Here is a 24,680-nt window from a genome sequence, read left to right on the forward strand (position 1 = left end):
AGGATGGCGGATTTTTTGGATGCCGCGCGCGAGGGCCTGGGCAGAACAGGGCTCGACGTGCCGGAGGTTTCGACCGGCGGTTCGCCCGACATGTGGAAGGACGAAGGCCTCGCCCACGTCAGCGAATACCGCGCCGGAACCTACATCTATTTCGACCGCATGCAGGTGGCCGCGGGTTCGGCAGCACCGGAGGATTGCGCGCTGAGCGTGCTCGCCACCGTGGTGAGCGTGCCCACGGGCGAGCGCGCCATGATCGACGCCGGCTCCAAGGCCCTGACCAGCGATCTCCTGGGCCTCGAAGGTTATGGCGAGGTGCGCGCGCTCTCGGGTGCACGCGTCTACAACATGTCGGAGGAGCATGGATTCCTCGACATTTCCAGGCTCAACGACAAGCCCAAGGTGGGCGATCTCGTCCGCATCACGCCCAACCACGTCTGCCCTGTCACCAATCTCTACGACAAGGTGGTGTTCGTGAGGGGTAACGAGGTGCTGGGCGCGGTGAAGGTGGATGCGCGGGGAACGGTGCAGTGAGACCGGTGCCGAGGCGCAGCCATTATCCGGGCAGAAAGCGCGCCTTCGCCTCCTGCACCGCGCGGGTGATCGCGGAATAGACTTCGGCCACGCGGCGCGTGTCGTGGGTGTCGGGGTGCGACATCAGCCAGTAGGTGCGGGTGAAGCGCAGCTCAGGGAGCAGCCGCCGGAGCTCGGGGTATTCGAGTGCCGCATAATCGTGCAGGATGCCGATGCCGTGGCCGGCCCTGACCGCCTCCATCTGGGCCACCACGCTGCCGCACTCGTAGTGGCGCTTCATGCGGCGGCCGAGTTCCGCCGCATAATCAAGTGCGCGCGAATAGACGAAATCCTCGACATGGGTGACGAAGAGATGACCTTCGAGGTCCTCCTCCGAGGCGACAGGCCCGTGCCGGTCCAGATAGGAGGCGGCGGCATAGACGCTGAGCGAGTAGTCGGTGAGCTTCCGCACGATGAGGCGGCCCTGCTTCGGCCGGTCCAGCGTCACGACGATATCGGCCTCCCGGCGGGAGAGCGAGAAGGTGCGCGGCAGGGGCACGAGCTGGATGGTGAGGTCAGGGTGCCGTTCGGCAAGGCTCCCCAGGGTGCGCGAGAGGAAGTAGTTGCCCAGCCCATCGGGTGCCCCGACGCGTACCGTGCCGGTGAGCGCCTCGGTGGCGCCGGAGATGCGTGTGCCGGCCTGGAGAAGCTCGGACTCCACCTTCTCGGCACTTCGCATCAGGACCTCGCCAGCGGGCGTCAGGAGACAGCCATTGGTCTGGCGTTCCACCAGGGTGGCGCCGAGTTCCTCCTCCAGAGCGCTCAATTGCCGGCCAACAGTGGCGTGGTTGAGCCCCAGCGTCCGGGCCGCGCCCAGGATCTGGCCGGAACGCGCGACGGCAAGGAAGATGCGGATGCGGTCCCAATCCATGATCGTACGTTAATTTCTGCACATCGAAAACGCAATGTTGTTCATTGCTGTGCGAAATTGGAAGGCGCATAGGAACCCATCAAATTCAGGAGGACTCCCATGCCCAAGACCATCCCCCATTACATCGGCGGCCGCGAAGTGGCCGGCAAGGGCCGCACATCGGCCGTCTTCAACCCGGCGACCGGCGAACAGACCGGCTCCGTCTGCCTTGCCTCCACGGCCGACGTGAACGAGGCGGTCGCCGTGGCGAAGAAGGCCTTCGTCGAATGGGCGGGCACCACGCCGCTCCGGCGCGCGCGCATCCTCAACAAGTTCCTGCGCATCCTCGAGGAGCGCACGGACGAACTCGCCGCCGTCATCACCTCCGAGCACGGCAAGGTGCTCTCGGACGCCAAGGGGGAAATCCAGCGCGGCATGGAAGTCGTCGAATTCGCCACCGCCGCGCCGCAGCTCCTCAAGGGCGAGGTGACTGAAAACGTCGGCACGCGCGTCGACAGCCATTCGCTGCGCCAGCCGCTGGGCGTCGTCGCCGGAATCACGCCGTTCAACTTCCCGGCCATGGTGCCGATGTGGATGTTCCCGGTGGCGCTCGCAGCCGGCAACTGCTTCGTGCTGAAGCCTTCCGAGCGCGATCCCTCCGCCTCGCTGCTTCTCGCGAAGTGGCTCGAGGAAGCGGGACTGCCGCCCGGCGTGTTCAACGTCGTGCACGGCGACAAGGAGGCGGTCGACGCCATCCTCCATTCGCCGGACATCTCGGCTGTGAGCTTCGTCGGATCCACGCCGATTGCCCGCTACATCTACGAGACCGCCGCCCGCACGGGCAAGCGCTGCCAGGCGCTGGGCGGCGCCAAGAACCACATGATCATCATGCCGGATGCCGACATGGACCAGGCGGTCGATGCGCTCATGGGTGCGGCCTATGGCTCCGCCGGCGAGCGCTGCATGGCGATCTCGGTTGCCGTGCCGATCGGCGAGAAGACGGCGGACGCGCTGATCGCCAAGCTCGAACCAAAGGTGCGCGCGCTCAAGGTGGGCCCCGGCACGGACCCGGAGGCCGAGATGGGCCCGCTGGTGACGAAGCAGCACTTCGAAAAGGTGAAGGGCTACATCGACGCCGGGGTGGCCGAAGGCGCCAAGCTCGTGGTGGACGGCCGCCCGCTCAGGCTCCAGGGCTACGAAAACGGTTATTTCCTCGGCGGCACGCTGTTCGACAACGTGACGCCGGAGATGAAGATCTACAGGGAAGAGATCTTCGGCCCCGTGCTTTCGGTGGTGCGCGCCGGTGACTATGGCCAGGCCGCCAAGATGATCAACGAGCACGAATACGGCAACGGCACCGCCATCTTCACGCGTGACGGCGATGCGGCGCGCGAGTTCGCGCACCAGATCCAGGTGGGCATGGTGGGCATCAACGTGCCGATCCCGGTGCCGATGGCCTTCCATTCCTTCGGCGGCTGGAAGTCCTCGCTGTTCGGCGATCATCACATGCACGGGCCGGAGGGCATCCGCTTCTACACGCGGCTCAAGACCATAACCTCGCGCTGGCCGACCGGCATCCGCGCGGGTGCGGATTTCGTCATGCCGACGATGAAGTAAGCCATCTCCTTTTCTCGGCTTCGGCGGGAGAAGGAGAAGAAAGCAGAACGGCCGCCCTTTCGGGCGGCCGTTCCCGTTCCTGCCGGAGCTGTTACTTGCTCGCGAGATAATCGACCGGAATGGCTTCCGAAATCGTCCACTCGTCCACAACCTTCGGCTTGCCGCCCTCGACGGCGGTGATCAGGTAGCGGCCCTTGTTCTGGTGATGGAGCTCGGAGGTGAAGGTGCGCGGGCCGAAGAGCGTCGGCTCGTCCTTCATCTTCTCGAGTTCGGCCACCACGGCCGCGGCTTCAGTGGTTCCGGCGCGTTCCACGGCCTTGGCCCAGACGTCGATCATGACGTAGCCCGGATAGACATACTGGCTCGAGGGATCGCCGCCCGTCATCTCCTTGTACTTGGCGTTGAACTCGTTGACCTTCGGGTTCGGATCATCGCCGTGGACGGAGCCTTGGTCCGGCACGAAGAAGTTGGAGAGATCCGGCACGGCCGAGAGCCAGTAGCTGCCGGACATGCCCGAGCCGTTGAGGATCATCGAGTTGATGCCGGCGGCGCGGAGCTGCTTCACGGCGGAAACGCCGCCCGGCATCATGGTGCAGAGCATGATGGCGTCCGGCTCCTCGGGCAGGCTCTTGATGCGGGTGATCTGCGCGGCGATCGAAGCGTCGTCGTTCTTGAACGTGTCCTCGCCGACCAGCTTGGCGTCAGCCAGCTTCGGCAGCATCCAGTCGAAGCCGTCGCAGATGCCCTTGTTGTACTCGGTCCAGGTGTCGAGCAGGCGGTAGAAGGTCCGCGCGTTCTTCTTGTTATAGGCCCATTCCGCCATGGTGGCACCCTGCACGGCCGCAAGCACCGAGGCCGAGAAGGAGTTGGGGCCCACACCCTGGATGCCGGCCTTGATCGACTCGGCGCAGAGGAAGAACGAGACCTTTCCGGCCCCTTCCGCCGCAAGCGCCGCCGGGGCGCCGAAGTCATAGTCGCAGGACACGACGACGAGGTCGGCGCCCTTGTCGATCACCTCGAGGCCGGCCTTGGCGCCCTCGGCGCGGTCGGTCTTCGTGTCGGCCGCGACGATCTCGATCTGCTTGCCAAGAAGGCCGCCCGCCTTGTTGATCTCGTCGATGCGGATGCGCGCGGCGTCTTCCGCCGGCTTGTCATAGGCTTGCATGAAGCCCGATTGCGCAGTGGCGAAGCCCACCACGATCTTCTCGTCGTCGGCCATTGCCGCCGGCGCTGCGAGCATCAGCGCGCCGAGCGCCGCGCCCAAACCAAGTTTCAGGTAACTCTTCATGACGTCCTCCGTTGAAGTTTTATGCAGTCTTCCTGTCCGCCGCGGCAGAGGCCCTGCCCGCGGCGGAAAGCTTCCTCGACGGCCAGACGAGCTCCCGGTTTCCCGTTAGCCCCGACGGCCGGTACATCAGGATCACGATCATCACGGCGCCGATGGCGATTTCCTGCACGCCGAGCGGCAGGTTGACGGAAGCGGAGCCGAGGTCGACGCCCTTCTCCAGCCAGCGAAGGACCTGGATGATGATCGACAGCACGACCACGCCCAGCACCGCGCCCGAGAGCGAATTCATGCCGCCGACGACGAGCATCGAAAGCGTGATGAAGGTGAGGCCGAGATAGAAGGTGTCCGGCGTGACCACGCCCACGGAATGGGCGAAGAGCGCGCCGCCCAGGCCCATGATGGCGCCCGAGATCACGAAGGCGATGAGCCGCTCGCGCGGAATGTCGACTCCCGACGCGGCTGCCGCCGTCGCCTCGTCGCGGGCCGCGCGCAGGGCCAGGCCGGAGCGGGAGATCGAATGGGCATAGGCCGCAAGAACCACCAGGACGGCACAAAGGAAATAGGGCCAGACCACGCGCACGATGGGAATGCCGACGACGGAGCTCTGCGCGCCGGTGACGCTGTCCCAGTTGGAATAGACCTGGATGATGACGGCCAGCATGGCGAAGGTGGCGATCGAGGCCGCGATGCCGGAGAGCCGCATCAGCACCTTGCCGAAGACATAGGCCGCGAGCGCGGCGAAGATGGTGGCCGCGACGAGGCCCCAGCCATAGTGCAGCTTGGCATTCAGCACGATGTCCGGCAGGCCCTTGAGCTTGGCTTTCTTGATGGCCGGCAGCATGGTGAGCCAGGCCGTCATGTAGGCTCCGAGGCAGGTGAAGCCGATGTGGCCGAAACTGATGACGCCGGAATTGCCGATGAACACGTAGAGCCCGACGACCAGCACCACCCGGATGAAGATCTCGATGATGGTCTGGTTGAACGGCCCGGAACCCACGGCGAGCGCTGCCAGCGCCAGAACCGCGAGGATGGCGATGAGGATGACGGGCGTCGACCAGGTGCGTGCGAGGATGGTGGGACGTTCGCTCATGCCCTAGACCCTCTGCTTCGCGGCCTTGGCGGAGAACAGGCCGTTCGGCCGCCAGATCAGCATGACGATCACGGCGCCATAGACGAATGCATCGCGGAAGGGCCGCGCATCGGGCGGCAGCACCACCTGCATGAGAACGGTGGCCGCGCCGATGAGATAGCCCGCGAGCACCGCTCCGGGAAGACTTCCCAGCCCGCCGATGACCGTGGCCACGAATGCAACGAGCATCAGGTTCGCACCCATCTGGATGTCGACGGTACCCGTCTGCGTGACGAGGATGAGGCCGATGGCGGCGGCGAGCATGCCGCTCACCGCAAAGGCGAGCATGATCACCCGGTTCGCCCTCACCCCCAGCATGCGCGCCATGGTGAAGTTCTCCGCCGCGGCGCGCATTTCGAGGCCGAACCGCGTGTAGCGGAGAAAGGTGGTGAGGGCGAGAAGGATGGCGATGGTCACGCCGATGGTGATGACCTGGAGCGGGGGGATTCGCGCGCCGAAGATCTCGATCTGCTGGGTGAGGTGCGACCACAGGTCGATCGACTTCGGGCGGCTCGAATAGAGCATCAGCAGGAAATACTTGATGACGAACCCCAGCGCGAAGGAGGCAATCATCATCGTGGCGGGATTGGCATTGCGGAAGCGGCGGAACACCACGATCTCGGAGAGCACCGAGAGCCCCGCACCGATGGCAAGCACGAGCGGCACCAGCAGGATCGTCGGCAGCTTGCCGAGGAATACGATGGCCGCAGCATCGATCGACGGCCACAGCAGGGCGAAGACGCAGAAGGCGATGTAGTCGCCGTGAGCGAAATTCACGAGGCGCATCACGCCGAAGATCAGCGCGATGCCGAGTGCCCCCAGCGCATAGAGGCTGCCGAGGCTCAGCGCATCGAAGAGGACCTGCAGCGCCGCCGTCATCTCAGTGTTCCCCATAGCCGAAATAGGCCTGGCGCAGCGCCTCGCCCTTCACGAGCTCGCGCGCATCGCCCTCGAGCGCCACCTCGCCCGAGCGCATCAGCACCATGCGGCCGCCGGTGAGGCTCGCCCGCGTGGCGCTCTGCTCCACGATGAGCAGCGTCAGGCCGCGGCTGTCGCGCAGGCGGATCAGCGTGGCGTAGACATCGTCGATGACCTTCGGGGCAAGCCCCAGCGAAGGCTCGTCGATGGCGATGAGCTTCGGCCCCGCCATCAGCGCCCGGCCGATCACCAGCATCTGCTGCTGGCCGCCCGAGAGCACGCCGGCCTGCTGGTCCTTCCGCTCCTTCAGAATGGGAAACACCGCATAGACCTGCTCCAGGTCACGCGCCGCCTGGTCACGGTCGGCGCGCATGCCGGTGCCGAGGCGCAGGTTCTCCTCGATGGTGAGCGCCCCGAACACCTCGCGGCCCTCCGGCACCATGGAAAATCCAAGGCGGGCGATGTCTTCCGGCGCCTTGCCGGCAATGTGCTGGCCGGCGAACTCGATGAAACCCTCGCGCGGGGTCACCACGCCTGCGATGGCGCGGAGCAGCGTCGACTTGCCGGCGCCGTTCGGGCCGGTGACGAACAGCGTCTCGCCCTCGTTCACCCTGATGCTGGCGCGGCGCAGGGCGGTGAGCTGGCCGTAGCGGACCGAGACGTTCTCGACGGAGAGCAAGCTCACAGCACCGCTCCTTCCGCTTCGGCCTGGGTGCCCATGTAGGCATGGCGCACCTTCTCGCTGGCCTTGATCGCGGCGGGCGGCCCCACTTCGATGATCTCGCCCGAGTCCAGCACGTGGATGTGGTCGCAGATGTTGAGAACGAGGCCGATGTTGTGCTCGATCAGCAGCACACCGCACCTCACCTCGGCGATGATGCGGCGGATGAGGCTGGCGAGATCGCTCGCCTCCTCCGCCGACATGCCGGCTGCGGGCTCGTCCAGCAGCAGGTAGCGGGGCTCCAGCATCAGTGCCCGGCCGATCGCCACGCGGCGCTCATCCGTATAGGGCAGTCCACCCGCCAGTCGCTCGGCGAGGTGCGGGATGCCGATCCAGTCCAGCATCGCATCTGCCTTCTTCGCGGCCTCGCGGCGGGAGAGCCCGAGGCCAACGCCCGTCACTTCCAGATTGTCGAGCACCGAAAGATCGGAGAACAGCCTCCCGGACTGGAAGGTCCGGGCGATGCCCTTCTGCCGCACGCGGTACGGCGGAACGCCGGCGATGTCTTCGCCGTCGAGCGTCACGCCGCCGGCCGTCGGCTTCTGGAAGCCGGTCAGCACGTTGACCAGCGTCGTCTTGCCGGCACCATTGGGGCCGATGAGGCCCGTCACCCTTTCGCGCGGCACGTCGAGCGTCACGTTCGAGAGGGCCCGCAGCCCCTCGAAGGACACCGACACGCCGATGGCTGAAAGTGACTGGCCCATGACCCTCCGCTACGTCTTCTTCCGGGTGATGACGTAAGACCCGCTGGCGTCGAGCAATGCCTTCCATCCCGGCTCGATCACGATGGTCGTCGTCACCTCCTCGATGATGGCAGGCCCGGCGATGCTAGCACCCGCGCCCAGCTTCGCGCCATCGTAGATCGGGGTGCGCGTGCCCTTGCCGGAAGCCTCGAAAATGGCGCGGCGATGGCCCTTCAGCGCCTTCGCGGCGGTGCCGCCGCGGGCGAACTTCGGGGCCTTGGGCTTGTCGATCCGGCCGTAGAGCGTCGACTCGATGTTCACCACCTCCACCGCATTGTGGCGCTCGGAATAGGTATAGAGCTCCTCGTGGCGGCGGTGGAAGGCATCCTTCACCTTCTCGATCGTCTTCTCGTTGATCGGGAAGGTGCCGATGTCCACCGTGCATTCATGCACCTGGCCGACGTAGCGCATGTCGAGGCTGCGCTTGATGTCGATCTGGGAGGCCTTGAAGCCGTCGCTCTTCAGGTGCTTCACCCCCTCCGACTCGATTTCGCCGAAGAGTCTGTCGATGCGCTTGAAGGCGGCGGCATTGTCGAGGCGCAACGGTGCCGTGGCCATGTAGTTGTATTTGACGTCGGAGATGATCTGGCCGAAGGCGCAGAGGCCCGAAGCGAGCTTCGGCAGGATGATGGTGTCAATCCCCATCTCGCGCGCCAGTGCCGTGATGTGCGCCGCGGTGGCGCCGCCCGCACCCACCAGCACGAAGTCGCGCGGGTCGTAGCCGCGCTCCACCGAGACGCGGCGGATGCCGTTCACCATGTTGTTGTTGACGATGGTGTACATGCCGTAGGCCGCGCGCTCGACCGAGATGCCGAGCGGATCCGCCACCTTGCGAAGGGCCTTGCGCGCCCTTTCCATGTCGAGCGGCAGCTTGCCGCCGAGCAGGCCGTCGGGGTTGAGATAGCCCAGCACGAGATTGGCGTCCGAGGTCGTGGGCTCGGTCCCGCCCTGGCCGTAGCAGGCAGGCCCCGGCTCGGAACCCGCCGATTGCGGGCCGACCTGGATGAGCCCGAGCGAGTCGATCCAGCCGATCGATCCGCCCCCTGCCCCCAGCGTCTCCACCTGGATCATCGGCACGCCGATCCTGTAGCGCAGGAAGTCGATGTTCTTGTTGAGGTTGGTCTGCCCGTCCTTGGTCAGCGTGATGTCGAAGGAGGTGCCGCCCATGTCGACCGTGATCACGTTCTTCTTCTTGAACGGAGCGGAAACATAGAGGCCGGCCTGCGGCGCCGAGGCGGGGCCGGAGTTGATGGCGTAGACGGAGCGGTCGGTCATCGCCTGGCCGATGGCGAGGCCGCCGTTGGACTGGAAGTAGCGCACCGGCTGCTTTGCTCCCAGCGAGCGGAAGTATTCGTCGACGGCGCGCACGTATTTCCGCATCACCGGTGCCAGATAGGCGTTCACCACCGCGGTCGAGGTGCGGGTATATTCGCGCACCTGCGGATAAAGCTCGGAGCCGACCGTGAGGATTACGCCCGGCAGCATCTTGCGCACGATCTCGGCGGCGCGCCGCTCATGGGCCGGGTTCAGCACAGACCAGACGAAGGAGATGGCCACCGTCTCCACCCCCTCCTTGCGGAAGAGCTCGCAGGCGTCGCGAACGTCCGCCTCCTCAATGGGCGTGCGGATCGAGCCGTCGGAGATGACGCGTTCGCGCACGCCCTTGCGGAGGTAGCGCGGCACCAGCATGGTCGCGGCTGGATATTCGGGATCGTAGCGGTAGCCGTCCTCCTTGTGGCCGTTGCGGATCTCGATCGAGTCCTCATGGCCCGCGGTGCAGATGAGGCCCGTCTTGCCGCCCCTGTGGGTGATCAGCGCGTTGAGGCCCACGGTGGTGCCGTTGATGCAGAGATCGCAATCCGACACGAGTTCCGAAGGGCTGATGCCGAAATCATCGGCGATGAGCTTCAAGCCGTTCTCGATGGCCTTGGTGGGGTCGGAGGGCGTCGAGAGCGCCTTGAAGAGCCGGACGTCGCCCGTGTCGCGGTTGGCCACCACGAAATCCGTGAAGGTGCCGCCCGCGTCGATGCCGAGACGATAGGTGGTGCGCATGTGCTGTCCCTCCCCCTTCACGCCGCCGACCTGAGCCGGCTGGTGGCGGTCATGTCGACTTCGAGGGTTTCGGGATCGGCGATCACCACGCCGTAGTCCTCCTTCGCGCCGCGCACCGAGACGAGGCCGTTCTTCACGTCCCACACGACCTTCTCTATCGGCCGCTCATAGGGGTTGCCGTAGCCGCCGCCGCCCGGGTTCATGTTGGTGACGGTCTCACCCGGCTTGATCGTCTCCATGATGTTGGTGCGCTTGAGATCTTCCTTGCCGCCGCGCTTCAGCACGACGCGGCCGACCTTGGAGTCGACCTCCTTCGAGGCGGCACCCGCGGCACCCATGGCGGGAATGCGCCGGCCCTCGCCGAAACCGATGCAGAGCATCTCCTTGTCGAGGGGCTCCACCTCCCAGGCGGTTCCGGAGCCGCCGCGGAACTTGCCGGCACCGCCCGAGTCCGTCATCAGCGAATATTTGTGGATGATGATGGGGTAGGAATATTCGAGGAGCTCCACGTCGCCCGAGGTCAGCGCGCCGAAGCAGCATTCGGGGCCGACCGCATGCCAGCCATCCTGCTGCGGCGTGGCGCCGCCGCCGGAGATGATGGTGGCGAGCACCATGGTGACGAATTCCTCGTTGGTGCGAGAATCCCAGCCAGCGATGTTGAGGCCGTTGGCATGCCCCCAGCTTGCTGCCACCTTCGACGGCATGGCCTTCTCGAAGGCCAGCCGCACCGCGTCCGTCAGCGTTTCCATGGGCGTCGTGGTGCAGTTCATGTGGGGAGCGGGTTCTGCCGCGTTGCAGATCGTGCCCTTCGGCCCGAAATCGACGGAGACGCAGCGGTAGAGGCCCTCGTTGTAGGGGGGTGGCAGGGCCGCGAACATCATCAGTCCGAGATAGACGCCGGAATGCGAGTTTCCTTCGTAGGAGTTGATGAAATAGGGAATCTGCGGCGGAGACGAGATGGCGATGTGGCAGCGGTCGCCCTTGATCGTCACCTTGGCCTTGATCTCGAAGTCGCCGAAGCCGTGGCCGGCGTCCTCCAGGATGGCGACGCCCTCGTAGGTGCCGTCCGGCACCGACTTGATGAGCGAGCGCATGTGCCGGTCGGCCATGTCGAGGAGCTCGTTGATGCAGGCGTCGACCGTCTTCTCGCCGTACTTGTCGAGCATGGCGACGAGATTGCGCTCGCCCACCTGGCAGGCGCCGATCAGCGCGTTGAAGTCGCCCTCCTGGTCACGCCTGGCCCGCATGTTGGTGAGAATCATGTTGATCACGTCATGGCGGGGCTTGCCGCGGTCCCAGATCTTCACCGGCGGGATGCGCAGGCACTCGGCGTAGATTTCCTTGGCGTTCGGATTATAGCCGGCGGGTACGGGGCCGCCGATGTCGGTGAGGTGGCCCTTGCAGACCGTCCAATAGACGAGCCTGCCCTTGTAGAAGACCGGCTTGTACATGCAGGTGTCGATGGCGTGGCTGCCGCCGAAGGCCGGATCGTTGTGGAGGATGAGGTCGCCCTCGTGGATGTCGCCCTCGAAGAACCTGGCGACCGACTTCATGGCAGGAATGAGCGAGCCCAGGTGAATGGGGATGTCCTGCCCCTGCAGGATCATCTCGGGCCTCGCGTTGAAGAGCGCGGTCGAATAGTCGTGCGCCAGGTTGAACACCGAGGAGCGCGCCGTCTTCTCGAGCGAGAGCGTCATCTCGCGCTGGGTCGTCTCCAGTACGCCGCGCACGACGGAGAGGGTGATGGGATCGACCTTGGGCTTCTTCTGCTTCTGCCGGGGAGCGGTCTTGGCTTTCATGCTGTCCTCGCTGTTGCCGAGGGCACAGACGCGCGCGCATGAGGGACCGGGCCCCGTTCGAGCCTGCTCCTCCCCTTCGCGGTGTCTTGCGCACCTTTTCGAGCCTGGACGTTAGGCGCAGTGAAGCGGCTCCGTCTTTGCGGTGTAAGCACCGTCATTTGACTGCGGGCGCACTCGGGCCGGAACGGGTTGCAAGCGGAGGTTCGTCTCATTAAGCTCAAAATCCCCCACGGGATGCGCCCATGAAGACGACCATCACCACGTCCGAAACGCCTGCCCAGGACCGCAGCCGGCACTGGCACGATGCCATAGCCAAGGCGTATTTCCCCCTCGATCTGCAGTTCCGCACGCCCGAGCGCTTCTCGGGCGACCTCACGCTCTGGTCGCTTGGCACTGTCTCGCTGTCGCGCCTTGCCTCCGACGCTCTGCAGTACCGGCGCCTGCCCCAGCATTTCCGCGCGGAGCGGGAGGAGCATTTCCTCGTCACCGTGCCGGCGCGCTCGGAGGTGTTCTTCTCCCAGTGCGGCAAGGACGTGCGCTGCAATCCCGGCGGCTTCATCCTGGAGCGCAGCCACGAGCCCTACGAGTTCAGCCATGCCGAGGCGGCCGATCTCTGGGTGCTGAAGGTCGAGGCCAAGGCGCTGGGCGGGCGCATCCGCCAGCCGGACCGTTTCTGCTCGCTGCAGTTCAACGCGGCCGATGGCGCGGGCGGACTGTTCACCGATATGCTGCACCTGATCCCCAACCGCTTCGACGCGATGAGTGCCGAAACGCGCGCCACGGTGGGAAACCAGCTGATCGATCTCCTTGTGCTCGCCCTCAAGGCTGACGAGCGCACGCTCACCACCGGGAATTCCACGGTGCGCGAGGCGCATCTCACCCGGATCGAGGCATTCGTGCGCCGGCACATGGGCGAGCCCGACCTCGGCCCCGAGGCGATCGCCCGCGGCTGCGGCATCTCCACCCGCTACCTGCACGAACTCTTCCGCGACACGAACCAGACGCTCGGCAGCTGGATCAGGGATCAGCGCCTCGAAGCCTGCCGCGAAGCCCTGCGCGACCCGTCGAACCGCCAGACGGTGGCCGAGATCGCCTATCGCTGGGGCTTCAACGACCAGGCTCAGTTCTCGCGGGCCTTCAAGGCGCATGTCGGTGTTCCGCCCAAGGAATACCGCGAGCAGGCGCGCATGATGCTCGCTGCCCGCGGCTGATCCCATCAGCGCTTCGCCCGCTTCCAGGCGGAGGCGAGAAGCAGGGTGCCGAGCGCCAGCTTCAGCGCTTCCGCCGGAAGGAAGGGCAGCACCCCGGCGGCGAACGCCTGCTTGGGCCCGATCAGCATCGCCAGCCAGGCCGTGCCGAGGGCGAAGATCAGGACATTGCCCATGAGCAACATGACGAAGGCCGAGCCGAGCTTCCGGCCATCGCCCATGTCTGCGAGATAGCCCGTCAGCAGGGCAGCGGCCAGAAAGCCGGCGAGATAACCTCCCGTGGGACCCGCCATGTAGGCCAGCCCGGCGCCGGTGGCGAAGACCGGCAGGCCGACCGCGCCGAGCGCCAGCCACGCCAGCACGGTTGCGCCCCCGAGCCTCGCGCCGGCCGTGGCGCCGATCAGCAGCACGGCGAGCGTCTGGAGCGTCATCGGCACCGGCCAGAAGGGCACCTGCACCTTCGAGGCGAGCGTCAGCAGGACGACGCCGAGGCCCACCAGCACCGCCTTGTGCAGTGCCTGCGACCGGGGCCAGACCGAAGAAAGAAGATTTCCGTTCATGGGTTTCCTCCTCAGAGTGATGCCTTGATCCTGTCGTAGAGTTTCGCCTGGTCCTTGCGGGCCTTCAGCGCTTCGGACATCGTCACTTCGACGAAGCGGGCGGGCGTGTGGGGCTGCAGCTGCCCGATCAGGTCCATGTCGGCGGAGATCACGGTGCCGACCATGAAATAGCCCCCACCCGAGACCGCATCGCGGTGAAGCACGATGGGCTCCGTGCCGCCCGGCACCTGGATCGAGCCGTAGGGATAGCAGGCATCGACGATGTTGGACGGGTCCGAGCCCGCGCCGAAGGGCTGCTCGCGCGGCACGAACTCGAGCGGCTTGCCGCCCCGGAAGCGATAGCCGATGCGGTCCGCCTCGGGCGCCACCTTCCACACGTCCTCGAAGAACCGCTTGCCTGCGGCCGCGGTGATGCGGTGCCAATAGAGGCCCGGCAGCATGCGGAGCTCCGCCGGAGAGCCGTTCGGGCGGCGCAGCTTCTCGGCCACGCTGCGGCCTTCCTTCGCCGCCCTGCCCTTGCCCACCGGCAGCCTGTCTCCCGCCTCGAGCTTGCGGCCCTTGAAGCCGCCCAATGCGCCCAGCGTGTAGGTGGAGCGCGAGCCGAGCACCACCGGCACGTCGATGCCGCCCGAGATGGCGATATAGGCGCGCGCGCCCTTCTTGAGGAAATCGAAGGAGAGCGTCTGGCCCTTCTTCACCTTGAAGGAGGTCCATGTCTCGCGCAGATCGCCGTTGACGCGGGGCGGAAGCTCGGCGCCAGTGACGGCGACGGTGGCATCTTCCGTGAACTGAAGTTCGGGGCCCATGAACACGGCCTCGAGAACGGCAGCTCCTTCCTTGTTGCCGACGAGCAGGTTCGCGGCCTTCAGCGCCAGCCTGTCCATGCCGCCCGAGAGCGGAATGCCGATGTGATAGTAGCCGGGGCGGCCCAGGTCCTGCACCGTGGTGGAGAGGCCGGGCTTGATGACTTTAACGGCCATTGAGCACCCCCATCAGCTTGGCGTTGTAGCCGTCCATGTCCTTCTGGAACTCGCGCAGGTCGAAGGTCACGTCCTTCATGCGGAGATTGAAGCGGCCTTTCTCCACGGCGGCGACCGTCGCGTCATACTCCTCGCGGTCGATGGGTTTCCATTTCACGATGTCGCCGGGGCGGAACAGGCACATGAAATCCTTCAGGTGCTTGATCTTCTGGTTCGGGTCGTAGATCGGCACCGGCGTGATTCCGAACATCTGGTAGCCGCCGGCGCCGCGCACCGAATAGATGCAGCCGAAGCAGCCGCCGTGGCCCACGGTGAGCTTGGGCGTGTCGGTGCGGGGTCGCAGGTACTTGGGCGACTGGATCTGACGTTCGCGGTCCACCATCTGGTAGAGGAACGGAAGCCCGGCGACGAAGCCCACCATGGAGACGAACCATGGGGCACCCGAATGCGCTTTGATGAAGCCGTCCACACCGTCGAGGTTGTTGATGCGCGCGGTATACTCGATGTCGGTCGATGACGGGTCCTGGTGGCGCTCACGGAATCGCATCAGCGTTTCGTGCGTCCACGGATCGTTGTAGTAGACGGGAATCTCGATGATGCGCGACTTGATGACAGGCTTGGCCTTGGCCGCCGCCTTCTCGATCGCCTTCAGCTCCTTCAGCATGTCGGACGGCTTGATCACGTCCGGATCGAACTTCACCTGGAAGGAAGCGTTGGCCGGGCAGATCTCGGTCACGCCCTTGATCCTGGCTTTCCTCGTCGCCGTCGCCATCGACAGCGATTTGAAGAAGGCTTCGAGAGACATCTCCTCGTCGCATTCGACGAAGATGTGCTCGTCGCCTCCGTATGAATACCTCGTCTTCATGTAAGCGCCATCCTCCCTCACGTCTTGAGTCTGTGGGCATTGGCCTCGAGCCAGGGCTCGAGCCAGCGCGTGTGGAACCTTGCCTCGCGCACGTTCCCGTTCTCCGCCAGGAGCTGGTGCAGCGGCTTGGTCGTCGCCAGCCCGCCAACCTCCAGCTCATCGAGCGCCCTCGCCATGCGGGCAATCGCCTTTTCGCGCGTCTCGTCCCAGACGATGAGCTTGCCAAGCAGCGAATCGTAGAAGGGCGGCACCTGGTAGCCCTGGTAAAGCATGGTGTCGAAGCGCGTGCCGGGCCCTCCGGGAACCCGCAGCGAAGTGACGGTGCCGGGTGCGGGCATGAAGTTCTTCGCCGGGTCCTCGGCGTTGATGCGCACCTCGATGGCGTGGCCGCTCATCCTCACCTGGTCCTGCCTAACGCGCAGCGGTTCGCCCCCGGCGATGCGGATCATCTCGCGCACGAGGTCGATGCCGGTGATCATTTCCGTCACCGGGTGCTCCACCTGGATGCGGGTGTTCATCTCGATGAAGTAGAAGTGATGCGTCTCGTCGTCATAGAGATATTCGAGCGTGCCGGCGCCACGGTAGTTCACGGCTTCCGCCAGCGCCACGGCGGAGGCGCAGAGCTTCTGGCGCACATGGTCCGGCAGCACGGCGGAGGGCGCTTCCTCCCACACCTTCTGGCGCCGGCGCTGCAGCGAGCACTCGCGCTCGAAGCAGTGGATGGCGCGCTTGCCGTCGCCCAGCACCTGCACCTCGATGTGGCGCGCCTTCTCGATCACCTTCTCGATGTAGAGCCCGCCGTCGCCGAAGGCCGCCTTGGCCTCGGCCGCCGCCTGCGGCATCAGCGTCTCGAATTCCGCCATGTCATGGGCGATGCGGATGCCGCGGCCGCCGCCGCCCGCCGCCGCCTTGATCATCACCGGAAAGCCGATGGCGAGTGCGATGTTCTTTGCATGGTCCGGATCGTCCACCCGCCCATCCGAGCCCGGCACCACGGGAACGCCTGCCGATTCCGCAGCGACACGGGCCGCGACCTTGTCGCCCATGACGCGGATCGAATCGCCCTTCGGCCCGACGAAGACGAGACCGGCTTCTTCCACCGCATCGGCGAAGGCGGCATTCTCGGCAAGGAAGCCATAGCCGGGGTGAACGGCGTCAGCCCCGGTCTCCTTCGCCGCCTTCAGGATGTTCTCGATGTTGAGATAGGATTTGGCGGCATGCGGGGGGCCGATGTTCACCGCCTCGTCCGCCATCTTCACGGCGAGCGACTCGGCGTCGGCCGCCGAATGCACCTGAACCGTGCGTATGCCCAGCTCCCGCGCCGCGCGGATGATGCGCACCGCGATCTCGCCGCGGTTGGCGATGAGGAGCTTGCGGATGGACATCCTCAGCCGATCTCCGCCAAGGCCTGCCCGGCCATCACCGGCTCCTCGTTGTCCGCCAGGAACCTGATCTTTCCGGCGGCATCCGCCTTGACCTCGTTGAAGGACTTCATCACCTCGATCAGCCCCACGACCTCGCCCTTGGCGACGCTGTCGCCGTCCTGTTTGTAGGGCGGCTTGTCGGGGGCGGGCCTCCGGTAGAAGGTTCCGGGAAGGGGTGAGAGAAGCTGGGCCATTGTCTGTCCTCGTCTGTCTGGAATTCAGGCGGCGTCGATATAGGGCTTCACGGTCTCGCGCACGGCGCTGGCGATTGCCACCGCGTTGGGCGTGTCCGAGTGGACGCAGATCGCATCGGCGCGGACGTCGACGTCCTTGCCGCCGACGCCCCTGACCTTGCCCTCGCGGATGGCGCGCAGGCAGAGGGCGGCGGCATGGGCGGGGTCCTTCGCCTCGTGCTCGCGGGTGATGATCAGGGAGCCGTCGTCGCGGTAGTCGAGATCGGCATAGAATTCGGCGATGAAACGGTGGCCGCGGGCGGTGTAGACCTTCTCGTGGAAAGTGTTGATCATGCCCATCAGAGGCACCTTGAAGACATCCGCCGCGTCGCACACCGCATGCGCGATCTCCTCCATGCGCGCCGCCATGCCGTAGAGCGAGCCGTGCGGCTTGATGTGGTTGAGGCTCATGCCTTCCGCCTCGAGGAAGCCCTTCAGCGCCCCCACCTGGTAGATGATGCAGTTGGCGAGCTCCTCGCGGCCGATCTTCATCTCGCGGCGCCCGAAGCCCTGGAGATCCGGCAAGGAGGGATGCGCCCCCACCTTCACGCCGTGCCGCTTGGCGAGCTGCACGGTGGTGCGCATGTGGTTGAAATCAGAGGCGTGGAAGCCGCAGGCCACGTTGGCCACGTCGATGAGCGGCATCAGCCCGGCGTCGTCGCCCATCCGGTAGAGGCCGAACGCCTCACCCATGTCACAGTTGATGACCGTCACCCTGCAACCTCCCTCATTCCCTGCGCTTAAGCGCCATCTTGAGGAGAAGATTGCGGGACATCGGAAATATTGTAAAATCAGAAAAACTGTATCGGGGTATCGAAAAAACAGATATGGCCCTCTCCATCAAGCAGGTGCGCTATTTCATCGCCACGGCGGACGCGGGCCAGGTGAGCCAGGCGGCGATGGCCCTCAATGTTTCCCAGTCCGCCGTCACCGCGGCCATCAAGCAACTGGAGGAGGACGTGGGCGTGGCCCTGTTCAAGCGGCTGCCCAGCGGGGTTTCCCTCACGGCCGAGGGGGCGCGCTTCCTGCAGCATGCCCGCAACATCATGGCGGCCGTCAATGCCGCCCAGCATGCGCCCCTGACGGAGGACACGGCGATCAGCGGCACGGTGCGGATCGGCGTGTCCTACACGGTGGCGGGATATTTCCTGCCGCGGCATTATACACGCTTCGCGCGCAGTTATCCGCGGCTGCGGGCCGAACTCTACGAACTGCCGCGCAACGCCATCGAAAGCGGGTTGAAGGATGGCTCCCTCGATCTCGCGGTGATGCTCGTGTCCAACCTGCAGGACCGCAAGCGGCTGGCCTACGAGACGCTGATCCGGTCGCGCCGGAGGCTGTGGCTTCCGGTGGAGCACAGGCTGCTCGCCGCCGAGGCGATCACGCTCGAGGACATTGCGGCCGAGCCCTACGTGATGCTCACCGTGGACGAGGCGAACCAGACGGCGGCGCGCTACTGGAAGCCGACGGGGCTCCGGCCCAACACGATCTTCACCACCTCCTCGGTCGAGGCGGTGCGCTCGATGGTGGCGGACGGGATGGGCGTCACCATCCTTTCCGACATGGTGTACCGGCCGTGGTCGCTCGAGGGCCAGAGGATCGAACTGCGCAACGTCGTGGCGGACATCCCGACGATGGACGTCGGCCTCGCCTGGAACCACACGCGGCCGCAGGGGCCCGCGGCGCGCACCTTCCACGAGTTCATGAGCCTGTCCTTCGGCGGGGCGGGAAGCTCGGTCTAGCGCCGCAAGCGGGGCTCGGCTAGTTTCGCCGCCCAAACTTCGTTCGGGGGACGGCATGAGCATCGGAGTCGGCATCATCGGGGCGGGCGTCATGGGCGCGGACCATGCCCGCATCATCGCGCGGCAGGTGGCGGGTGCCCATCTGGTGGCGATTTCGGATGCCGACGAGGACCGCGCCCGGGCAATTGCTGCGGAGACGGGTGCGAAGCGCGCGGTGAACGACCCACTCGGCGTCATCGCCGATCCCGAAGTCGGGGCCGTGCTCATCGCCTCGCCCGACTCGACCCATGCCGACTTCACCATCGCCTGCATCAGGGCCGGAAAGCCGGTGCTGTGCGAAAAGCCGCTCGCGCCCACAGCGGCCGAGGGAATGCGGGTGATCGATGCCGAGCTATCGGCAGGCCTCCGCCTCGTGCAGCTCGGCTTCATGCGCCGTTTCGACCCCGGCTACACGGAGATGAAGGGCCTGCTCGAGTCCGGGCGCTATGGCGAGGCGCTCGCCTTCCACTGCGTTCACCGCAACGCCACGGCGCCCGCCTATTTCGATTCCGTTGCCGCCATCGTCAATTCCTGCGTCCATGAGGTGGACATAGCCCGCCACGTGCTCTCCGCCGAGCTGTCATCGGTGCGGGTGTTCAGGGCGAAGAAATCGAAGCTCGCCCATTTCGATGATCCGATGCTCGTCGTCTTCGAGACCGACAAGGGCCAGCTCGTCGACGTGGAGCTCTTCCTCAACGCGCAATATGGATATGACGTGAAGGGCGAGCTCATCTGCGAAACCGGCACCATCTCGTTCGGCCCGGCGCTCAACACGGAGGTGCGGAGTTCCGGCGTGACGGCGACGGGCCTCGCGGCCGACTGGCGCCCGCGCTTTTCCGCCGCCTACCGCATCCAGAACCAGGCGTGGATCGAGTCGATCACGGGCGGCAGCCCCGTGGGCTCCTCCGCCTGGGACGGCTACGTGGCGACGACGGTGACGGACGCCGGGGTGAGATCGCTCAAGACCGGCGAGACGGTTGCCATCGCCTATGAGAAGAGGCCTCTGCTCTACACATAGAGGCCTTTCCCGGGATGGTGCGCCGGAGTGATCACGGCAGATTATCCCGCAGGAAGATGTCGATCCTGATCCGCTCTTGGCTCTCGATCAGCGGCACGTTGTCGGCCTTGGCGATCAAGACGCGGATGGCGCTTCTCACCTCGTGGCCCGGATCCTGGTTGATCACCGCGTCGATGGTGCCGCGGATCAGCGCCTTGCGGTTGGTGTCGGAAAGGTCATGCGCGAGGAGAACGACGTCCCTGGCGCGGCCCGCGGCCTCCAGCGCCGATACGATGCCCTTGGTGCCGCCGCCGACGTTGTAGAGCCCCAGGAGGTCCGGATGCTCGGCCAGAAGCTGTGCCGTCATCTCCTCGAGCTTGCGCCAGTCGTCGCGCGACTCGCGCACCGGCAGCACCTGGAGATTGGGATATTCATGCGCCAGCACCTGCTCGAAGCCGAACTGGCGCTCGATGTGGTCGCGCAAGGCCAGCGAGCCGGCGATGAGCCCCACCTTGCCCGAGAGGCCCCTGAGGAACCGGCCCATCAGGCTCGCCGCGGTGCGCCCGGCCGATGAATTGTCGATCCCGGCATAGTGAACGCGCTTGGAGCCCGGCACGTCCGAGACGAGCGTCACCACGGTGACGCCGCGTGCCGCAAGCGCATTGATCGCCTCGCGCACCGCCGGGTGGTCGAGGGCGGCCACCGCCACGCCGTCATGCACGTCGCCGATCGAATCGAGGGTGGAGGCGAGGAGTTCGCCATCGAAGACATCGACGCGCTTCACCGTGATCGCCACGCGCTCGCCCGCCATGCGCTCCGCCATGGTGCGCACTTCCTCGTTAATGCGCTCCCAGAAATCGCCCGCCCGGTCCGGCAGCACGAAGCAGAAACGGTATTCGCGGGAGCGCGCCAGCCGCGCCGCGATGCGGTCCGGCTGGTAGTTCAGGTCCCTGATGGCGCTTTCGACCTTGCCGACGGTGACGCTCCTCACTCCGGGCCGGCGGTTCAGCACCCGGTCCACGGTCGCAACGCTCACGCCCGCCACGCGGGCCACATCCTGTATCGTCACCTTCGCCATGAGGGGATTGATAGAGTGACGCTGCAGTTTCTGCAATACGGCCATCAATTCCCGGATGCGAATGCCTCTTGAAAGCGCCCTGCCCTGGCCCTAGGGGATGCCCATGACAAGGCAGGCAAAACTCGCCGCGGACATTGGCGGCACCTTCACGGACATCGTGCTCGAAGACGGGCGCAAGCGCTGGAGCGGCAAGGTCCTCACCACCACCCAAGCGCCGGAACTGGGCGTGATCGAGGGCATCAGGCTCGTTCTCGCAGAGTCGGGACTGGCGGCGAAGGATATCGCCGTCTTCATCCACGGCACGACGCTCGCCACCAACGCGCTGATCGAGCGCAAGGGTGCGAAGACGGCCTTCATCACCACCCAGGGCTTCCGCGACATCGTGGAACAGGGCTACGAGAAGCGCTTCGACCATTACGACCTGATGATCGACCGCCCGGTGCCGCTGGTGCCGCGCACGCTGAGGCTCGAGGTGAAGGAACGCCTCTCGGCGGATGGCGAGGTGCTCGTGCCGCTCGAGGAAAGCGCCATCGCGGCCCTGGCGCAGAAGATCATTGCGGAGAAGGTGACCTCCGTCGCCATCGGCTTCCTCCACGCCTATGCGCATGACCGGCACGAAAAGCGGGTGCGCGAGCTGCTGGCGAAGCGTCTCCCCGAGCAGGTCACCATCTGCATCTCCTCCGAGGTTGCCCCCGAAATCCGCGAATACGAACGCTTCTCGACGACCATCGCCAATGCCTATGTGCGGCCGCTGATGGCGAGCTATCTCTACCGCCTGCGCGACGGGCTGAAGGAGATGGAGCTCGACGCGCCGCTCTTTCTCATGATGTCGGGCGGCGGGCTGACGACGCTCGAAACGGCCGCGCGCTTTCCGATCCGGCTCGTCGAGTCCGGCCCCGCCGGCGGCGCGATCCTGGCAAGCGAGATCGCGGCGGAGTGCGGTCTGCCCGAGGTGCTCTCCTTCGACATGGGCGGCACCACCGCCAAGATCTGCCTGCTGAGCAATGGCGAGCCCGAGCGCGCCCGCAAGTTCGAGATCGCCCGCGCCTACCGCGACATGAAGGGCTCGGGCATCCCCGTCCGCATCCCGGTGATCGAGATGGTGGAGATCGGCGCAGGCGGAGGCTCCATCGCGCGCGTCGACAGGCTGTCGCGCATCACCGTCGGCCCCGACAGCGCCGGCTCCACGCCCGGCCCGGTGTGCTACGGCCGCGGCGGCAGCGAGCCCGCGGTGACGGACGCCAACCTGGCGCTCGGCAAGATCGATCCTGCCTATTTCGCCGGCGGCAAGATCGCGCTGGACGAGGCGGCGGCGAGGGCCGCGCTCCAGAAGAACATCGGCGAGAAGCTTGGCCTGAAGGATTTCTGGCCCGCCGCCGGCGTCACCGAGATCGTCGAGGAGAACATGGCGAACGCCGCACGCGTGCATGCGATCGAGCGGGGGCGCGACATCGCCTCCTGCACCATGATCGCCTTCGGCGGCGGCGCACCGCTCCATGCCTGCCGGCTGGCGGAAAAGGTGGGGGTTCACACCGTCATCGTGCCGCGCGGCGCGGGCGTGGGCTCGGCTATCGGTTTTCTCCGGGCACCCGTCGCATACGAGATCACCCGGAGCGCGGTCGTCTCGCTCGAGGAGTTCGACGCAGCCCGCGTCAACGCGCTCATCTCCTCCATGACGGCGGATGCGCGCGCCGTGGTGGAGCCAGCGCTCGGGCGGAGGAAGCCCGACATCCACATCATCGCCGACTGCCGCTACATCGGCCAGGGCCACGAAATCCGCGTCAGCGTGCCGGTGAAGACGCTCGCGAAATCCGACGGCGCGAAGCTCAAGGCGGAGTTCGAGCGGCTCTATGAGCAGGTCTACGGCCTCAGGATTCCGCACCAGGAGGCGGAGGCGATCACCTGGTCGGTCACCGTCTCCTCGCCGGCGATCAAGCCGAAGCGCGCCGCGAAGGCCGCGAAGAAGCCGCCGCCGAAGCCGCGCTCGAAGCGCACGGTTTATGATCCGGCGCTCGGCCGGCAAGTGCAAGTCCCCGTCTACTGGCGCTTCGACATGAAGCCGGGTGCCGCCGTCAAGGGCCCGGCGATCATCGCGGAGGACGAGACCTCCACCATCGTCGGCGCCAACTTCAAGGCCTCGGTCAATTCCCTCGGTTACATCGTTCTGGAGCGCACGCGATGAGCAGGAACGCACTCGCCGCCATCCGCACGCAGGTCATGTGGAACCGCCTGATCGCGGTGGTCGAGGAGCAGGCGCAATCCCTTCTCCGCACCGCCTTCGGCACCATCACCCGCGAGGCGGGCGATCTCTCCGCCGGCGTCTACGACACGCAAGGCAACATGATCGCGCAGGCGATGACGGGCACGCCCGGCCACGTCAACACCATGGCCACCGCGGTTGCGCACTTCTTCAGGCACTATCCGCAATCCACCATGAAGCCGGGTGACGTCTTCATCACCAACGATCCATGGCTCGGCACCGGGCATCTCTTCGACTACGTGATGATGACGCCGGTGTTCCTGGGCCGGAAGCTCGTGGCCTTCTTCGCCTCGACCTGCCACGTGATCGACGTGGGCGGCGTCGGCATGTCCGCCAAGGCCAATTCCTCCTACGAGGAGGGAACCCTCATTCCGCACCTCAAGATCCGCAAGGAGGGAAAGCTCAACGAGGAGCTGCTCTCCATCATCCTCGCCAATTCGCGCGCACCCGTTGAGGTGAAGGGCGACGTCCTCTCGCTCATCAGCGCCAACGACACGGGGGCCCGCCGCCTCATCGACATGATGAAGGAGTTCCGGCTCACCTCGCTCGACGCGCTGGCGAAGCACATCCTCACCAAGTCCGAGAAGGGTGCGCGAGAGGCGATCAAGGCGCTGCCCGAGGGCGAGTGGGCTTACGAGATGCCGCTCGACGGCTATGAGCGCGAGCTGGTGCTGAAGTCGAAGCTGACGATCCGGAACGGCAAGATCACGGTGGATTTCTCCGGCTCATCCCCCGCCTCGCTGTTCGGCATCAATTCGCCGCGCACCTACACGCACGCCTATGCGGTGTTCGGGCTGAAGGCGGTGATCGCGCCGCACGTGCCGAACAACATCGGCTCCCTCTCCTGCTTCGACCTCGTGACCGAGCCCGGCACCATCGTGGACCCGATCCGCCCCTCGCCGGTAACGGCGCGCCACGTGATCGGCCAGATGCTGGCCGACAGCGTGTTCGGCTGCCTCGCCCAGGCGCTGCCCGGCACGGTGCAGGCGGAGAGCGCGGGGCCGATCTGGATCCTGTCGCTTTACTCCGCGCACGGACGGGTTCCGCCGGAGCAGACGGCGAAGGCAAAGCCCTTCGCGGTGATCAACATGGGGCTCGGCGGCATCGGCGGCCGGCCCGGCAAGGACGGGCTCGCCACCACCGCCTTCCCTTCTGGCGTGGGCACGATCCCCGTCGAAGTGACGGAGACGCAGTGCCCGCTCTATTTCAAGCGCAAGCATTACCTTGCGGATTCGGGCGGCGCGGGGCAGTGGCGCGGCGGCGCCTCGCAGCTGATCGAGATCGCCAACCGCGAAGATGCGCCCTTCGCCATTTCGGCAGCCACCTTCGACCGCACCATCCATCCAGCACGGGGCCGCGAAGGCGGCCTTCCGGGCTGCCCCGGCGAGGCGGCCCGGGGTTCGGGGGAGAAGCTGCCGGACAAGGGCATTCACATCATCGCCAAGGGTGACAGCCTGGTGCTCAAGCTTCCCGGGGGCGGCGGCTTCGGCCCACCCGACAAGCGCGACCGCGAGGCGCTGGAAGCCGACATCGCCGCGGGGCTCGTTTCGGCCGAAGCGGCCCGGCGCGACTACGGTTTCGAGGGCGAGTAGGAAGGGGCCCTCACC

Annotated in this window: 21 protein-coding genes and 1 pseudogene; 7 read left to right on the forward strand and 15 right to left on the reverse strand. The window is 66.1% G+C overall.

Annotated elements, in window-relative coordinates:
- A pseudogene (locus ACK4HL_RS03070) lies at positions 1 to 531 on the forward strand (D-TA family PLP-dependent enzyme); the annotation flags it as partial.
- Positions 532 to 553: 22 nt separating this feature from the next.
- Here ACK4HL_RS03070 and ACK4HL_RS03075 read toward each other — a convergent pair.
- Positions 554 to 1,441 carry a LysR family transcriptional regulator gene (locus tag ACK4HL_RS03075; protein ID WP_409756567.1) on the reverse strand — a complete coding sequence of 296 codons (888 nt, stop codon included), beginning with the start codon at positions 1,439 to 1,441 and terminating at the stop codon, positions 554 to 556.
- 99 nt (positions 1,442 to 1,540) lie between these two features.
- Between ACK4HL_RS03075 and ACK4HL_RS03080 the strand changes: the two genes are divergently transcribed.
- Positions 1,541 to 3,037, forward strand: coding sequence for a CoA-acylating methylmalonate-semialdehyde dehydrogenase (locus ACK4HL_RS03080; RefSeq protein WP_409756568.1), 1,497 nt, complete (start codon positions 1,541 to 1,543; stop codon positions 3,035 to 3,037).
- Positions 3,038 to 3,128: 91 nt separating this feature from the next.
- On the opposite strand, the gene ACK4HL_RS03085 is transcribed toward ACK4HL_RS03080, so the two are convergent.
- Genes ACK4HL_RS03085 through ACK4HL_RS03115 form a run of 7 tightly spaced genes read right to left on the reverse strand, consistent with a single transcriptional unit; the run spans position 3,129 to position 11,687 of the window.
- Positions 3,129 to 4,325 carry an ABC transporter substrate-binding protein gene (locus ACK4HL_RS03085; RefSeq protein ID WP_409756569.1) on the reverse strand — a complete coding sequence of 399 codons (1,197 nt, stop codon included), beginning with the start codon at positions 4,323 to 4,325 and terminating at the stop codon, positions 3,129 to 3,131.
- A 19-nt stretch (positions 4,326 to 4,344) separates the two neighbouring features.
- Positions 4,345 to 5,415, reverse strand: coding sequence for a branched-chain amino acid ABC transporter permease (locus tag ACK4HL_RS03090; RefSeq protein WP_409756570.1), 1,071 nt, complete (start codon positions 5,413 to 5,415; stop codon positions 4,345 to 4,347).
- A 3-nt stretch (positions 5,416 to 5,418) separates the two neighbouring features.
- Positions 5,419 to 6,333, reverse strand: a complete 915-nt coding sequence (locus ACK4HL_RS03095; protein WP_409756571.1) for a branched-chain amino acid ABC transporter permease — start codon at positions 6,331 to 6,333, stop codon at positions 5,419 to 5,421.
- 1 nt (position 6,334) lies between these two features.
- Positions 6,335 to 7,057 carry an ABC transporter ATP-binding protein gene (locus ACK4HL_RS03100; RefSeq protein ID WP_409756572.1) on the reverse strand — a complete coding sequence of 241 codons (723 nt, stop codon included), beginning with the start codon at positions 7,055 to 7,057 and terminating at the stop codon, positions 6,335 to 6,337.
- The gene (locus tag ACK4HL_RS03105) at positions 7,054 to 7,797 is read right to left on the reverse strand and encodes an ABC transporter ATP-binding protein (RefSeq protein WP_409756573.1); all 744 of its coding nucleotides are present in this window, start codon (positions 7,795 to 7,797) and stop codon (positions 7,054 to 7,056) included. Before ACK4HL_RS03105 ends, ACK4HL_RS03100 begins: the two co-directional genes overlap by 4 nt.
- A gap of 9 nt (positions 7,798 to 7,806) precedes the next feature.
- Positions 7,807 to 9,888, reverse strand: coding sequence for a hydantoinase/oxoprolinase family protein (locus ACK4HL_RS03110; RefSeq protein WP_409756574.1), 2,082 nt, complete (start codon positions 9,886 to 9,888; stop codon positions 7,807 to 7,809).
- 17 nt (positions 9,889 to 9,905) lie between these two features.
- On the reverse strand, positions 9,906 to 11,687 hold the full coding sequence (locus ACK4HL_RS03115) for a hydantoinase B/oxoprolinase family protein (protein WP_409756575.1): 1,782 nt from the start codon (positions 11,685 to 11,687) through the stop codon (positions 9,906 to 9,908).
- Positions 11,688 to 11,929: 242 nt separating this feature from the next.
- Here ACK4HL_RS03115 and ACK4HL_RS03120 point away from each other — a divergent pair, with 242 nt between their 5' ends.
- Positions 11,930 to 12,898: a helix-turn-helix domain-containing protein gene (locus ACK4HL_RS03120; RefSeq protein ID WP_409756576.1), complete on the forward strand. Its 969-nt coding sequence runs from the start codon at positions 11,930 to 11,932 to the stop codon at positions 12,896 to 12,898.
- A 5-nt stretch (positions 12,899 to 12,903) separates the two neighbouring features.
- Here ACK4HL_RS03120 and ACK4HL_RS03125 read toward each other — a convergent pair whose 3' ends face one another.
- Genes ACK4HL_RS03125 through ACK4HL_RS03150 form a run of 6 tightly spaced genes read right to left on the reverse strand, consistent with a single transcriptional unit; the run spans position 12,904 to position 17,671 of the window.
- On the reverse strand, positions 12,904 to 13,455 hold the full coding sequence (locus ACK4HL_RS03125) for a biotin transporter BioY (protein WP_409756577.1): 552 nt from the start codon (positions 13,453 to 13,455) through the stop codon (positions 12,904 to 12,906).
- A gap of 11 nt (positions 13,456 to 13,466) precedes the next feature.
- On the reverse strand, positions 13,467 to 14,435 hold the full coding sequence (locus tag ACK4HL_RS03130; RefSeq protein ID WP_409756578.1) for a biotin-dependent carboxyltransferase family protein: 969 nt from the start codon (positions 14,433 to 14,435) through the stop codon (positions 13,467 to 13,469).
- Complete coding sequence (locus ACK4HL_RS03135; RefSeq protein WP_409756579.1) at positions 14,425 to 15,300, reverse strand: 5-oxoprolinase subunit B family protein; 876 nt, start codon at positions 15,298 to 15,300, stop codon at positions 14,425 to 14,427. Before ACK4HL_RS03135 ends, ACK4HL_RS03130 begins: the two co-directional genes overlap by 11 nt.
- Before the next feature lie 17 nt (positions 15,301 to 15,317).
- Positions 15,318 to 16,685 carry an acetyl-CoA carboxylase biotin carboxylase subunit gene (locus ACK4HL_RS03140; RefSeq protein ID WP_409756580.1) on the reverse strand — a complete coding sequence of 456 codons (1,368 nt, stop codon included), beginning with the start codon at positions 16,683 to 16,685 and terminating at the stop codon, positions 15,318 to 15,320.
- Between the two features lie 2 nt (positions 16,686 to 16,687).
- Entirely contained in the window at positions 16,688 to 16,918 is a 231-nt protein-coding gene (locus ACK4HL_RS03145; protein ID WP_409756581.1) for an acetyl-CoA carboxylase, read from the reverse strand.
- Between the two features lie 24 nt (positions 16,919 to 16,942).
- Positions 16,943 to 17,671: a LamB/YcsF family protein gene (locus ACK4HL_RS03150; RefSeq protein WP_409756582.1), complete on the reverse strand. Its 729-nt coding sequence runs from the start codon at positions 17,669 to 17,671 to the stop codon at positions 16,943 to 16,945.
- A gap of 113 nt (positions 17,672 to 17,784) precedes the next feature.
- Here ACK4HL_RS03150 and ACK4HL_RS03155 point away from each other — a divergent pair, with 113 nt between their 5' ends.
- Both ACK4HL_RS03155 and ACK4HL_RS03160 read left to right on the forward strand, forming a co-directional pair.
- Positions 17,785 to 18,699 carry a LysR family transcriptional regulator gene (locus ACK4HL_RS03155; RefSeq protein ID WP_409756583.1) on the forward strand — a complete coding sequence of 305 codons (915 nt, stop codon included), beginning with the start codon at positions 17,785 to 17,787 and terminating at the stop codon, positions 18,697 to 18,699.
- 55 nt (positions 18,700 to 18,754) lie between these two features.
- Entirely contained in the window at positions 18,755 to 19,756 is a 1,002-nt protein-coding gene (locus ACK4HL_RS03160) for a Gfo/Idh/MocA family oxidoreductase (protein WP_409756584.1), read from the forward strand.
- Positions 19,757 to 19,787: 31 nt separating this feature from the next.
- Here ACK4HL_RS03160 and ACK4HL_RS03165 read toward each other — a convergent pair whose 3' ends face one another.
- Positions 19,788 to 20,813 carry a LacI family DNA-binding transcriptional regulator gene (locus tag ACK4HL_RS03165; protein ID WP_409756585.1) on the reverse strand — a complete coding sequence of 342 codons (1,026 nt, stop codon included), beginning with the start codon at positions 20,811 to 20,813 and terminating at the stop codon, positions 19,788 to 19,790.
- A 97-nt stretch (positions 20,814 to 20,910) separates the two neighbouring features.
- Between ACK4HL_RS03165 and ACK4HL_RS03170 the strand changes: the two genes are divergently transcribed.
- Both ACK4HL_RS03170 and ACK4HL_RS03175 read left to right on the forward strand, forming a co-directional pair.
- Positions 20,911 to 22,995 carry a hydantoinase/oxoprolinase family protein gene (locus ACK4HL_RS03170; RefSeq protein WP_409756586.1) on the forward strand — a complete coding sequence of 695 codons (2,085 nt, stop codon included), beginning with the start codon at positions 20,911 to 20,913 and terminating at the stop codon, positions 22,993 to 22,995.
- Complete coding sequence (locus ACK4HL_RS03175) at positions 22,992 to 24,665, forward strand: hydantoinase B/oxoprolinase family protein (RefSeq protein WP_409756587.1); 1,674 nt, start codon at positions 22,992 to 22,994, stop codon at positions 24,663 to 24,665. Before ACK4HL_RS03170 ends, ACK4HL_RS03175 begins: the two co-directional genes overlap by 4 nt.
- Positions 24,666 to 24,680: the final 15 nt, after the last annotated feature.

Origin of the sequence: Aestuariivirga sp. (assembly GCF_046294715.1) — a bacterium.
Taxonomy (GTDB): domain Bacteria; phylum Pseudomonadota; class Alphaproteobacteria; order Rhizobiales; family Aestuariivirgaceae; genus Aestuariivirga.